Annotated in this window: 14 protein-coding genes; 8 read left to right on the top strand and 6 right to left on the bottom strand. The window is 34.8% G+C overall.

Features of this window, described 5'->3' with window-relative positions; translation table 11 throughout:
- Window positions 1-174 precede the first annotated feature (174 nt).
- From ACTG3Y_RS03655 to ACTG3Y_RS03645, 3 genes are read left to right on the top strand one after another with little or no spacing between them, the layout of a single operon-like run.
- Complete coding sequence (locus ACTG3Y_RS03655; RefSeq protein WP_439151568.1) at window positions 175-1,557, top strand: MATE family efflux transporter; 1,383 nt, start codon at window positions 175-177, stop codon at window positions 1,555-1,557.
- A 3-nt stretch (window positions 1,558-1,560) separates the two neighbouring features.
- A complete protein-coding gene (locus ACTG3Y_RS03650; RefSeq protein ID WP_439151567.1) occupies window positions 1,561-1,788 on the top strand; it encodes a hypothetical protein in 228 nt (75 codons plus the stop codon).
- Window positions 1,788-2,363, top strand: a complete 576-nt coding sequence (locus ACTG3Y_RS03645) for a phosphatase PAP2 family protein (RefSeq protein WP_439151566.1) — start codon at window positions 1,788-1,790, stop codon at window positions 2,361-2,363. Before ACTG3Y_RS03650 ends, ACTG3Y_RS03645 begins: the two co-directional genes overlap by 1 nt.
- On the opposite strand, the gene ACTG3Y_RS03640 is transcribed toward ACTG3Y_RS03645, so the two are convergent.
- Genes ACTG3Y_RS03640 through ACTG3Y_RS03630 form a run of 3 tightly spaced genes read right to left on the bottom strand, consistent with a single transcriptional unit; the run spans window position 2,347 to window position 5,312 of the window.
- Window positions 2,347-3,969, bottom strand: coding sequence for an ArnT family glycosyltransferase (locus ACTG3Y_RS03640; RefSeq protein ID WP_439151565.1), 1,623 nt, complete (start codon window positions 3,967-3,969; stop codon window positions 2,347-2,349). The two genes, ACTG3Y_RS03645 and ACTG3Y_RS03640, sit on opposite strands and share 17 nt — an antisense overlap.
- Window positions 3,962-4,585, bottom strand: coding sequence for a lipid-A-disaccharide synthase N-terminal domain-containing protein (locus ACTG3Y_RS03635; protein WP_439151564.1), 624 nt, complete (start codon window positions 4,583-4,585; stop codon window positions 3,962-3,964). Before ACTG3Y_RS03635 ends, ACTG3Y_RS03640 begins: the two co-directional genes overlap by 8 nt.
- Before the next feature lie 10 nt (window positions 4,586-4,595).
- The gene (locus ACTG3Y_RS03630; protein ID WP_439151563.1) at window positions 4,596-5,312 is read right to left on the bottom strand and encodes a glycosyltransferase; all 717 of its coding nucleotides are present in this window, start codon (window positions 5,310-5,312) and stop codon (window positions 4,596-4,598) included.
- Between the two features lie 111 nt (window positions 5,313-5,423).
- Here ACTG3Y_RS03630 and ACTG3Y_RS03625 point away from each other — a divergent pair, with 111 nt between their 5' ends.
- Complete coding sequence (locus tag ACTG3Y_RS03625; protein WP_439151562.1) at window positions 5,424-6,365, top strand: NAD-dependent epimerase/dehydratase family protein; 942 nt, start codon at window positions 5,424-5,426, stop codon at window positions 6,363-6,365.
- On the opposite strand, the gene meaB is transcribed toward ACTG3Y_RS03625, so the two are convergent.
- Both meaB and ACTG3Y_RS03615 read right to left on the bottom strand, forming a co-directional pair.
- A complete protein-coding gene (gene meaB / locus ACTG3Y_RS03620) occupies window positions 6,360-7,439 on the bottom strand; it encodes a methylmalonyl Co-A mutase-associated GTPase MeaB (protein ID WP_439151561.1) in 1,080 nt (359 codons plus the stop codon). The genes ACTG3Y_RS03625 and meaB overlap by 6 nt on opposite strands.
- Before the next feature lie 2 nt (window positions 7,440-7,441).
- A complete protein-coding gene (locus tag ACTG3Y_RS03615; protein ID WP_439151560.1) occupies window positions 7,442-8,011 on the bottom strand; it encodes a DUF2911 domain-containing protein in 570 nt (189 codons plus the stop codon).
- A 196-nt stretch (window positions 8,012-8,207) separates the two neighbouring features.
- Here ACTG3Y_RS03615 and ACTG3Y_RS03610 point away from each other — a divergent pair, with 196 nt between their 5' ends.
- The 4 genes from ACTG3Y_RS03610 to ACTG3Y_RS03595 all read left to right on the top strand — a co-directional run bounded on the left by ACTG3Y_RS03610 (window position 8,208) and on the right by ACTG3Y_RS03595 (window position 11,735).
- Window positions 8,208-8,765 (top strand): RNA polymerase sigma factor, encoded by a 558-nt coding sequence (locus ACTG3Y_RS03610; protein WP_439151571.1) that lies wholly within the window; start codon window positions 8,208-8,210, stop codon window positions 8,763-8,765.
- A complete protein-coding gene (locus ACTG3Y_RS03605) occupies window positions 8,749-9,315 on the top strand; it encodes a hypothetical protein (protein WP_439151559.1) in 567 nt (188 codons plus the stop codon). Before ACTG3Y_RS03610 ends, ACTG3Y_RS03605 begins: the two co-directional genes overlap by 17 nt.
- Window positions 9,316-9,358: 43 nt before the next feature.
- On the top strand, window positions 9,359-10,951 hold the full coding sequence (locus ACTG3Y_RS03600; protein WP_439151558.1) for a hypothetical protein: 1,593 nt from the start codon (window positions 9,359-9,361) through the stop codon (window positions 10,949-10,951).
- Between the two features lie 97 nt (window positions 10,952-11,048).
- On the top strand, window positions 11,049-11,735 hold the full coding sequence (locus ACTG3Y_RS03595; RefSeq protein WP_439151557.1) for a peptidoglycan DD-metalloendopeptidase family protein: 687 nt from the start codon (window positions 11,049-11,051) through the stop codon (window positions 11,733-11,735).
- Here the strand turns inward: ACTG3Y_RS03595 and ACTG3Y_RS03590 are convergent.
- The gene (locus ACTG3Y_RS03590) at window positions 11,732-12,085 is read right to left on the bottom strand and encodes a hypothetical protein (RefSeq protein WP_439151556.1); all 354 of its coding nucleotides are present in this window, start codon (window positions 12,083-12,085) and stop codon (window positions 11,732-11,734) included. The genes ACTG3Y_RS03595 and ACTG3Y_RS03590 overlap by 4 nt on opposite strands.
- Between the last annotated feature and the right edge of the window lie 9 nt (window positions 12,086-12,094).

Here is a 12,094-nt window from a genome sequence, read left to right as displayed (position 1 = left end):
CTATACAATGAAATAAGATTACATTTATCTTTAGATTATAAAACACCAAATATGGTATATAAATTATCAGCTTAATTCAATTTTAACCTGTAGCCATATTTCAGGACTAGACACTGTCAAAACTCCCATCAAATTTAATTCGTACAACAAAAATCGAAACGCTATTTTTGCAAAATGTTTTTGCACAACTATACCAAAGAGTTTAAATATAACCTAAGACTGGCATCACCAGTTATTTTGGGTATGCTTGGGCACACCTTTGTCAGTTTTGTTGATAATGTGATGGTTGGGCAATTGGGTGCTGCAGAACTGGCCGCAGTGTCTTTGGGTAATAGTTTTATTTTTATTGCCATGTCTTTGGGTATTGGCTTTTCTACAGCTATTACACCATTGGTGGCAGAAGCAGATTCTGAGAAGAACTTTATAAAGGGTAAGTCGGTTTTTAAACATGGGTTTTTTCTGTGTACCGTTTTAGGTCTGGTCTTGTTTTTTATGTTATTACTCGCTAAACCCTTAATGTATGTGATGGATCAGCCCGAGGAAGTGGTAGCGTTGGCGATTCCGTATTTAGATTTGGTGGCGTTTTCACTGGTACCGCTTATTATTTTTCAGGCGTTTAAACAGTTTAGTGATGGTTTATCGCTCACCAAATACCCAATGTATGCGACTATTATTGCTAACATCCTTAATGTGGTGATTAATTACGTACTCATTTTTGGTAAGTTTGGCTTTCCACAATTAGGTATAGTTGGTGCAGCCGTTGGGACTTTGGTCTCACGTATTGTGATGCTCATTTTCTTATGGTATCTATTAGCCAAGCGCGATAAGTCTATGGCTTATGTCACCAATATAAAATTCTTTACACTTAGTAAACAACCACTTAAAAAACTCACCAATTTGGGTCTACCAAGTGCCATGCAAATGTTTTTTGAGGTGGCCATATTTACAGCTGCCATTTGGCTGAGTGGTACTTTGGGTAAAAATGCACAAGCGGCTAACCAAATTGCCCTCAATCTATCATCCATGACCTTTATGGTCGCTATGGGATTAAGTGTGGCAGCCATGATACGTGTTGGTAATCAAAAAGGTTTAAAAGATTTTAAAGCTTTAAAACGTATTGCAGAATCTATCTTTTTAGTCGGCTTGATCTTCGCTGCACTTTTCGCCTTATTATTTGTGGTGTTTCATAATGTCTTACCAGACTTGTATGTAGATTTAGATAATCCTGCCAATGCTCTAGATACCGCAGAAGTGGTGAAGATTGCAGCAACATTGCTGTTGGCTGCGGCTATATTTCAGATTACGGATAGTTTGCAGGTCATAACATTAGGTGCGCTTCGTGGCTTACAGGACGTAAAGATTCCGACGATAATTACATTCATTTCGTATTGGGTGATTGGCTTTCCGATTAGTTATTTTATGGGAAAAGAAGAGGCTTACGGTAGTCTTGGAATTTGGATAGGCCTTTTAGGTGGATTAAGTGCCGCTGCAATTTTATTGTATATTAGGTTTAATTATCTCACAAAGCGTTTAATTTTGCAACAAGACAACAATTAGAATATGGAGTTACCAAAATTCATCCTCGGAGACAACACCGATTATCCGGATGCGATATTCATAGTACATACAGAATTCCCTAGATTCATCATCAACTTAGAGAACGATGAGGTAGAATGGTTTGAGGAATTTGATCAGCACGATCAAAAAGAGTTGGAAACTGAAATGGAAAATTACGTTCAGCAAGCCACAGATTTTTACGATAGGGAAGTAGCACGTTACGATGACTAATGATAGATAAGCTTTTAGAATTAGATAAAGAACTATTTTTATATCTCAATGGACTTGGGTCTTCAACTTGGGATGATATTTGGTTATTTATAACTAACGAATATTCCTTTATACCGCTTTATGCCATTCTTTTATTTCTCATCTATAAAAAATATGGAGCTAAACCGCTGTTGTTAATGGTATTTGTCATTGCTGCCATGATCACGTTTACCGACCAAATTACTAATGTGTTTAAGGATGGGTTTATGCGTCCTAGACCATGCCGATTAGATAGTTTGCTCGATGAAGGCATGCGCTATATAGCAGTTCGTTGCGGAAAGTACGGCTTCTTTTCTGGGCACTCGTCTAACTCCATGGCTGCGGCAGTCTTTGGTGGTTTGTTGTTACGCCCATACTTTAAAAACCTGATTTTTATTCTGCTATTCTGGAGTTTTATTGTGGCTTACAGTAGAATCTATGTTGGTGTGCATTATCCACTAGATATTATTTGTGGTATGACCTTTGGTGCCTTAGCTGGCTTTGGCTTTTACAAGCTGAATATCTATTTGTTAAAGCGTTTTAATCTTTCCGAGTAAGTTTGTACAAGGTATTGACCAAGCGACTTCGGTGTGCTTTGGTATCCTTTTCAGCGAAGTTAGCATCGTAGGTTGCTATGAACTCAATGGTATAGAGTTCATTTAATTCGTCTATAGAATTTGGATCTGTTTTAGTCGTTAACACATGAAATTCTGAAGCTTCAGGCAACACCACACCATCATCAGTTTTTAGATTAGGAATTTTATCACCATAGCTGTAAATTACTTCTGGTGCAATGTTGTTTAAACTATATAAAGGTAGATTATGTTCCGAAAGCGTGGCAACAGACTTGAAATCTTTCTGAACTTGAATTTTTGCTAAAGGCAGCGCTAAAAGACCAACACTCATAATAAACAGAAGCACCAAATAGAAGGTTGGTTTTATAGCTTTTCGTTTAAGTTGCATCAGGATAAGAATACCAATAATAGCAAGGACAACTTCAGCAATTAAGAATTGCACTAACACCCAACCGGTTAATAATGGTCCTAAGAAGAATCCAGATACACCAAATAAAATGGCAATAGCTGCTACCAATCTAAACTCAAAGTAAACTGGGAAGGTTTCCTTTGGTTTCTTCAGATTTTTAAACTCACGAATCAAATAATCAATATAAAACCCAATATTTATAGCCAGTGGAATAAGAACAGGCATAAGATAACGTGATTTCTTTTCAGGAATAATAGACAACAGAATGACTGCGATAATGGTCCAAAAGAAACTAAAGCGATAGGCTTTTATATTAGAAGTACGAGACTTCATGTAAGGATATAATAAGCTTATAAAAGCAGGAATGGTCCATAAGCCACTTTGTACAAAGAAACTCCAGTAATAATAGAACGGTCTGACGTTATAACTGCTCCAGTTAGACGTTTCTCGTGAGGCAATAGCTGTAAACGTTTCAGGATCTGCAATACGCACATGAAAATACCACCAACCTCCAAGTAGAATACCAAAAACTAATAGACTAAAGAGTTTTAAAAAATGTAACGTGCCTCCTCTAAGCTTGTATGCAATACCATAAGCAATGATAAATGATAATAATAGCACATAAAGTGATACTGGTCCTTTTGAAAGTACGGAACACGCTAAAAACACGACAAACAACAGGCTGTTATATAGGTTTGTTTTTTGCTTTTGAAATAGCTGAAACAACTGATATAATGCCATAAGCATAAAACCATGGGCGTAAATATCCCAAGGACCTTCTATGGTAATACCAATGACATAAAACGAACTCATTACAATAAAGCCATTAATGAGGCTATGTGATTTAGTCAGTTCTAATTTTTTAGAAAGTAAATAGATTGAAATACCAATACTAGCAACAAGAAGTAATGCAGGCCAGCGTAACGCTAAAACCGATTTCATGCCAAAAACAAAACCAAAAGCTGCTGTTATCCAAGTTGGTAAAGGTGGTTTCTCGTAGCGCGCTTCACCATTCATGGTGGTTAATATCCAGTTACCATCGGTAAGCATTTCTCTTGCCGAAATAAAATTCCGCGCTTCCATAATACTCACAGGGATACTATCAATGGTGAAGCCGAGCATGAGTACCACAAAAAGTAGCAAGCTTAAAACAGGATATTTTTCAATTAATTTAATCATCAGTCTGTCGGATTAAGTAAGCATTTCGAGCATAAATAATCAATCCAAATAAGTGACCTACAAATAAAACGGGATCTTCTCGGATGATAGCATAAGTTAAGATTAATCCTGCACCTATTAAACTCAACACCCAAAATCCCATGGGTAAGGTCGATTCTTTATGACGTTCTGCATGAATCCACTGGTATACAAAACGCAACGTAAATATTACCTGCGCGACAATACCAAGTATTAACAACCACACTGGAATGGCTTCGTTTTTAAATAGAAGCTCAACATCGATTTTGTTATTGTTGTAGTAAAAGATAACAATAAGTATGGGAACAATTAGTAATAAATATCTGGCAATTTTCGGAAATTTTTGCCACTGTCCTTGTAATTGTAAATTTCGGATGTATATAAAATAGGTTAAACTCTGTCCCAGCATAATGGCGAAGTCTAAACGAAAATAACCGTAAATAAAGAGTAGGAAAGAGGCAATAAGACTCAAGGTCCAAAACGTAGTCGGTGTTATAACCTTTCGCTGCTTTTCTGAAGTAATCCATTGAATAATTAGTCGCGACGAAAAAAGTATCTGAGCTAAAAATCCGATGCTGTAAATAATCCAGTCTTTCAAATTATGGGTTTTACTTACTCGATTTTTCTATCTCGTAATTAATATATTTTTTCTTCATCCATAAATAGGCAAAACAATCCATCAGTGGACCAAGTAAACGATTCCAAAGACCAAATTTAGCCGTACCTGCGATTCTTGGGAAATGTTGAACAGGGATTTGTGTCACACTTCCATTTTGCAACATGATCATAGCTGGTAAAAAGCGATGTAAGCCTCTAAACATAGGAATACGTTTGGCATAATCAGACCTGATGACCTTTAATGGGCAACCAGTATCATCCATACCATCGTGTGTAAACGCACGTCTGATGCCATTGGCAATTCTAGAAGACATGTTTTTTACAAAAGAATCTTTTCGGTTAGCGCGCACACCAGTGACTAAAGCATGTGCATCAATATGTTCTAATAATAGGTTAAAATCTTCAGGGGCCGTTTGTAAGTCAGAATCGATATAACCAACCAATTCGCTTTCTACGTGATCAAAACCAGCTTTAATGGCCGCACTAAGGCCTCTATTCTCTTTAAATGAGATATACTCAAAGGCTTCATTTCTTTCACAAATAGTTTCAATCAATGCCTGACTATTATCCTTAGAACCATCATTAACAAACAAAACATATGTAGGTACAGTAGCAATATCAAGGTACTTGGAAAGTTCAGTTTCCACACGCTCTAAATTTTCCTCTTCATTATATACAGGAACTACAATTGTGAATTTATATGTCATGCGCTTTTAAGCTTAGTCTGCACAAAAATATTGTTTTTTTGCATTACACCGAATCCATATTGGTTTAAACACAAAAAAGGTGTTAATTTGTGCTTATTAGAAAGCCAAATTATGAAGATTTTAGTTACTGGAGTTGCAGGTTTTATCGGTTCTCATACTGCAGAACGTTTATTGAGTTTAGGTCATGACATTATTGGTGTAGATAATTTTTGTGACTACTATAGTCTTGAATTAAAACAAATGAATGCTAATGCTGTAGAAGACAAAGGTGCTACTATCATTAAGATGGACTTGAGACATCCTGAGAATTACAAGCTATTATCTAATGACTTTCATTACATCTTTCATTTTGCAGCACAACCAGGAATTTCTCAAACTTCAACGTTTGAAGATTATTTCACAAACAATATTATTGCGACAAAGCATCTTATTGATTTTGCAATAACGTGCACTGATCTCAAATTATTTGTAAATATTGGGACGTCGTCTATTTATGGATTAGAAGCGACATTCCCTGAAGATGTTATGGTAAAACCAGCATCGCATTATGGTGTCACAAAATTAGCGGCAGAGCAATTGGCATTACAAAAGAGTAGAGAGCAGAAAATGGCTGCATGCAGTTTGCGATTATATTCTGTAATTGGTCCACGTGAGCGACCAGAGAAAATGTATACCAAACTTATTGATCTTGGACTTAAAGATGAAGCCTTTCCTCTATTTGAAGGCAGTGATAAACATCTAAGAAGTTTTACTTATGTGGGTGATATAGTTGATGGTATTGTCAGTGTTATTGGTAATGAAGACAAAGTTGATGGTGAAATATTTAATCTTGGTACCGAAGTAGAGCATACCACACAAGATGGTATCGATGCCGTTGCTAAGGTAATAGGAAAAGACATTAAAATAGATATTAAACCTAAGCGTGTTGGAGATCAATGGCGAACTAAAGCTAATATTGATAAGGCCAGAAAGATTCTTAATTATAATCCGCAAACAACACTTTTAGAAAGTGTAAAATCTCAAGTAGACTGGTTTAAAGCCAACTGTTTATAAGCTCAATAAATATTCTGCAGCGGCAAAGGGAGTGGTCTTGCCAGATTCAACTAATGCGATTTGAGATTGCAATTCTGATTTAATTTTAGGCGATTTGTAAAAGTTAGCTTTTAAGCGCTCTTCGATAGTTTGTAGTAACCAGAATTTATTTTGATTATTTCTATTGATTTCAAAATACTGGTTTGATGTGGTGGTTGACATATAATTTTCAATCATCATCCAGACTTCTGATATACCTTCTTGTTTTAAGGCACTACAAAGCGATACTTTAGGCGACCAGCCCGAATCTTTTTCTGGATATAAGTGTAATGCTCTATTAAATTCCACTTTAGCAGATTTAGCCGCTTTTAAATTATCTCCATCAGCTTTATTGATAACAATGGCATCTGCCATTTCAATAATACCGCGTTTTATACCTTGAAGTTCATCACCAGCACCAGCAAGTTTTAATAGTAAAAAGAAATCGACCATACTATGCACTGCTGTTTCACTTTGACCGACACCCACAGTTTCAATGACAATAGTGTCAAATCCTGCGGCCTCACATAGTATAATTGTTTCTCTGGTTTTTCTTGCCACACCTCCCAAAGAATCACCAGAAGGCGATGGTCTGATAAAGGCATTTTGGTCTTTAACCAAGTCTTCCATACGAGTTTTATCGCCAAGAATACTGCCTTTGCTTAAGCTACTACTCGGGTCTACTGCCAATACAGCGACTTTTTTGCCTTGAGTTGTTAAGTAGATACCAAAGGCTTCAATAAAGGTACTCTTACCAACACCAGGAACTCCTGTAATACCTATTCTTACGGACTTATTAGTATAAGGTAAGCATGCTGTAATAATAGCATTGGCTTTTTTAGTGTGTGTAGGATTAGTACTTTCTATAAGTGTAATGGCTCTACTCAATGCCGTAATATCGCCAGCTGTAATACCTGAAACTAAATCTTCTACAGAAGGTTTTTTCTGTCGTTTTGCCTTTATGTTTTTTGCAGAGTCGTTGCTTAGTGATTCAGGTGATTTAACACCATCTTGTTCGCTTAATGCAGACTTGTATGACTCTTTTTTCTTGGACAAACTTATTTGTTTTTCTTTGCTTCATATACCGCAATTGGCACTTCTATCTTAATGCCGTCCCATGCCATTGTGAGTTTTAAATCTCCTATAGTATTATCAAATGCTATCGTAAACTTTTCTACTGTTGTATCTAATTGCTGAGTCGGGACTTCTATTTCTAAAACATCATAGTTAGGATCCCACATAGGTTCCATTTTTTCATCAACTCCCCATTCATACTGCCTAGAATTAAACATGACCTTCCATGAGTTTGCCATTGGAACTGTCCAAATGGTATATATACCTTTTTTTAGTAAAATACCATCAATCATTAGGTCTTTATTGCTTGAAAAGGTTGTCGCTTCGTTCGCTCCTGTTCGCCATACTTTATTAAAAGGTACTAGAGCACCAAAAATGTCGCGATCGCGTTTTGAAGGCCTGTTGTATTCAACTTTCAGGTCGAGATCGTTTAAAGAGATTTTTGCCTTATCCTTAGGGCTTAAACGAGGTGCAAAAATATTTTCAACAAATACAGAATAGAGTAATAATCCTAATGCTATTATGGATAATACAATAAGGAGGCGTTTTAGCATGGTTTTGTTTTGTGCAGTTTTAGTTTAATTCAAAAAATTTAGAATTTAAAGATAATTCAAATCCCTAAATTTATAGAATACTAACGGCTATTTTTAAGTAAATCTTATAATTCGAAGATATTTTAAATTTTTTTTGCAACACTTAATAATATTTGTCGTCTTTAAGGTGACACCAATCAAAAAAACCAAAACTAAAATCAGCTCTATTCAAGTTCATATTGTTGAAAAATGTAAGCAGAATGATAGGCAAGCGCAAATGCAATTGTATAAGCAATATTGCGATGGTATGTTTATAGTAGCTGTACGTTTTGTAAAAGATACTATGGAGGCAGAAGATATTGTGCAAGAAGCATTTATAAAAGCCTTTACCAAAATAGAGCAATACAAAGCTGAAGTAAGTTTTGGTACCTGGTTAAAACGAATTGTCATAAACAGATGTATTGATGTTTTAAAATCTAAACGTCAACGCTTAATAGAGTTAGAGGAGCATCATTTAAATGTTGTAGATGCAGATTATGAAAGTGAATGGCTGGTTGATGATTCTATTACAATTGATAATGTAAAACAAGCGATAGAAAAGTTACCGGAAAAATACAAATTTGTGGTGATACTGTATTTAATAGAAGGTTACGATCACCAAGAGATTTCGGAAATACTCAACATTTCTAAAGTTGCCTCAAGAACACAATTGTCTAGAGGAAAACAAAAATTGCAGAATGCATTAAAACTAGAAAAGAATGGCACAAGATCTTAGAAATTTATTCGGAGAAGACCATAAGGAGCAACATGTAAAAATGTCCGAAGGTCATGAAGCACGTTTTTTACAAAAATTAGATAGGGAATTGCCTAAAGGAAACAAAGGGCGTCACTTTAATTTCTTCAATATTGCAGCAAGCGTGATTGTATTATTGGGACTTAGTTATGGAGCCTTTCAGTTTTTTCAAGGCACAAATGTTGATACAAACGAAGAACAACCTGTGGTTACAAACTTAAAAACTTTAGGAGATGTCTCACCAGATTTAAAGAAGGTTGAAGACTTTTATTTGGCTAGTATAAATTTAGAATTGTCCAAAGTTGAGTTAACACCAGACACCAAGGAATTATTTGATGGTTACGTAGAGCGGTTAAAAGAGCTAAATGAAGAATATGATAGACTAACCATTGAGTTAAATGAAAATGGACCAAATGAAGAGACTTTAAACGCTTTAATAGATAATCTAAAATTTAGACTCAATTTAGTAATGCGCCTAAAGGAGCAACTTCAGGAGTTTAGTGATGATTCATTTAAAGAAGTCAGTACATAATCAAATCATAAATCAAAAAACGAACAGTTAAATCAAAAAAATCATGAACACATTAAGAATTTTAGTATTGTGCTTAATAACTACATTTGGGTTTGCACAAAAGAAATTAAGTAAAACATCACAATCTATAAAGGTAAATAAAGACGTAGTTGTAGATCTTAATACAAGTTATGTTGAAATAGAAATTGACACCTGGAATAGAGATATTGTGGAGGTTGAAGCTTACATTGAAAGTGATCAACTATCAGAAGAAGAACTACAACGCGTATTAGCTGCCTGGAATCTTAAAGTAGAAGGTTCTAATGATAAGGTCATCATTTCATCTAGAGGCGGAAGAAGTGTTGGACTATTTGGTGAAGGAGACTATGCTAATTTATTGAGAGAGTTAGAATTTGAACTTGCCAATATACCTGAAATGCCTGAGGTTATGGTAATACCTAGTATGGAAAAAATGCCGAAGATGCCAAAAATGCCGAAGATGCCAAAAATGCCAAAGATGCCTAAGTTTCCAGAATTACCAGAGTTGCCTAATGGAATAACTACAATTCATTTTGATTACGACAGATATCAAGAAGAAGGAGAGAAGTATTTAGCAGAATGGAGTAAACGCTATGAAAAAGAAGGAGGGAAAGAGCTCCAAAAGAACATGGAAAAGTGGGCCAAAGAGTTAGCTGATTCTGACTACAAGGAAAACATTAGAAAATGGGCAGAACAATATGGCAAAGCCTTTGATGGAAAATGGGCTAAAGACATGGAAAAATGGGGAGAGAAATTTGGTGAAGAATATGCCAGAGAAATGGAAATATGGGGAGAAGAGTTTGGCGAAAAATTTAGTAAAGAATGGGCAGAAAAGATGGAAGCTTGGGGAGAACGCTTTGGTAGAGAAATGGAAAAGCGAGCAGAGGCTATGGAAAAAAGAGGTAAGGCTATGGAAGAACGACAATCTGAATTAAAAGTTAGGGTTAATGAAATGATTAAACGAAAAGCAGAACGTCAATATGAGCTTGAAAACCGCAGAGAATCTATATTAAAACGACGATTAGAGCCTAATAATAAGAGCAAAGTAAAAAAGGTAATCAAAATTAAAATCCCTAAAAAGGCCAAACTAAAAACAAACATAAGACATGGTGAATTAAAATTATCTTCTGTCATTTACGATATGCAAGGAGATATATCACATTCAACATTTTTAGCACAGAGTATTGATGGAAGCAACACTTCCATCAATACCTCTTATTCTCAGGTATTAGTTAATAATTGGAATAATGGGACTTTAGATCTTAATTATGTTGATGAGGCGCTATTAAAAAATGTCCAAGGGTTAACCTTAAATTCAAATTCATCAGATATTAATATTGATTATATGTCAGGTAATAATATAATCCATGGAAGTTTTGGAGAATTAACCATTCACAAAATATTAGATACATTTAATAACCTAAATATCATTTTAGAAAATAGTGAGGCTATGGTTAAGTTGCCTGAAGTAGATTATAGCCTTATGTTTAGAGGTGATCGATCGCGATTTAATAATAAGCCAACTAAACAAAAAACGATTAGAAATTATCCCGAAGGTGGTAGTTCTAACCGTACTATAATTGTCAATGCTAAGTTTAGCAATATTGTTATGAATTAAGCCCTTTAAAGTCTAAATATATTTAAAGGGTTAATTCTATTATTTTCTTCGTGTTTTCCATAAAATAGATGCTTATTTTTATCGAAATTTTTGTTTTATGTCCCTTTCTGATTTTCAAACCTTATTAATATCTTTACAACCACATCCATTACTTAATTCCTCTATTAAAAAGGATGATTACATTTCCTTAGACTTATCAATACAAAATCCAGAATTGAAAGCTGTAAACGTTGGTTCTTCAGATGATTTAAAGTCTTTTATTTGGAATCATATGCAAAAGCATAATGCAAAAGCAGTTTCTGGTGGGTATTTAGAGCAACGAGGAATCTACCATCGCAGTGATTATTTTAACCAAGAGAACCCAGAAACGGAACGAAATATTCATTTGGGACTAGATTTGTGGATTGAAGCCAATTCACCAATTTATGCTCCTTTAGATGGAACTGTTCATAGTTTTAAGAACAATACAAATTATGGCGATTATGGGCCAACCATAATATTAAAACATACAATTGAAAATATTGAGTTTTATACACTTTATGGACATCTTAGTTTGGAGTCTTTAGACGGAAAAGCTATTGGAGTAGAAGTGAAGCAGGGCCAGCAAATAGCTACATTAGGTACATCTGAAGTTAATGGGGATTATCCACCTCATTTACATTTTCAAATTATTCAAGATATACAAGATTATAAAGGGGATTATCCAGGAGTAAGTAACCAAATCGAATTAGAGTTTTACAAACAGAATTGTCCAGATCCGAATCTATTATTAAAATTGAATTAATTTCTTTTTTGATTTTTTGCATTAATAAAACTAAAAATTGAACCCACTAAAAATAAAACACCAATTATGGCTATAAATTCTAGATTAGAATTTATTAAAGTACCATAAGCAACAAAGACTAATCCCATTAATAAATAGAGATAACCGTTTCTCATGTATGGGCCAACAGCGCTATTTTTAGAATTAATGTTTCCATCAATGAGCTGATTAATTTGAGTTACCTTTTCTGCGCAGTGTCCTTTACATGCAATACCGTCATCTATTTCCGTTAAACAATCTTTACAAATACCTTTATTGCAATTTTTACAGATACCTAGAGCATCTATAGTTTCATGGATATAGCATTTCATAAACTATAT

The sequence above is a fragment of the Winogradskyella sp. genome (assembly GCF_965656915.1).
GTDB lineage: Bacteria > Bacteroidota > Bacteroidia > Flavobacteriales > Flavobacteriaceae > Winogradskyella.
This window is presented reverse-complemented; position numbering and strand designations above follow the sequence as displayed.

Coding starts and splice junctions, on each gene's coding strand:
- ACTG3Y_RS03655 (WP_439151568.1), top strand. CDS start 175: ATGTTTTTGCACAACTATACCAAAGAGTTTAAATATAACCTAAGACTG.
- ACTG3Y_RS03650 (WP_439151567.1), top strand. CDS start 1,561: ATGGAGTTACCAAAATTCATCCTCGGAGACAACACCGATTATCCGGAT.
- ACTG3Y_RS03645 (WP_439151566.1), top strand. CDS start 1,788: ATGATAGATAAGCTTTTAGAATTAGATAAAGAACTATTTTTATATCTC.
- ACTG3Y_RS03640 (WP_439151565.1), bottom strand. CDS start 3,969: ATGATTAAATTAATTGAAAAATATCCTGTTTTAAGCTTGCTACTTTTT.
- ACTG3Y_RS03630 (WP_439151563.1), bottom strand. CDS start 5,312: ATGACATATAAATTCACAATTGTAGTTCCTGTATATAATGAAGAGGAA.
- ACTG3Y_RS03625 (WP_439151562.1), top strand. CDS start 5,424: ATGAAGATTTTAGTTACTGGAGTTGCAGGTTTTATCGGTTCTCATACT.
- ACTG3Y_RS03615 (WP_439151560.1), bottom strand. CDS start 8,011: ATGCTAAAACGCCTCCTTATTGTATTATCCATAATAGCATTAGGATTA.
- ACTG3Y_RS03605 (WP_439151559.1), top strand. CDS start 8,749: ATGGCACAAGATCTTAGAAATTTATTCGGAGAAGACCATAAGGAGCAA.
- ACTG3Y_RS03600 (WP_439151558.1), top strand. CDS start 9,359: ATGAACACATTAAGAATTTTAGTATTGTGCTTAATAACTACATTTGGG.
- ACTG3Y_RS03595 (WP_439151557.1), top strand. CDS start 11,049: ATGTCCCTTTCTGATTTTCAAACCTTATTAATATCTTTACAACCACAT.
- ACTG3Y_RS03590 (WP_439151556.1), bottom strand. CDS start 12,085: ATGAAATGCTATATCCATGAAACTATAGATGCTCTAGGTATCTGTAAA.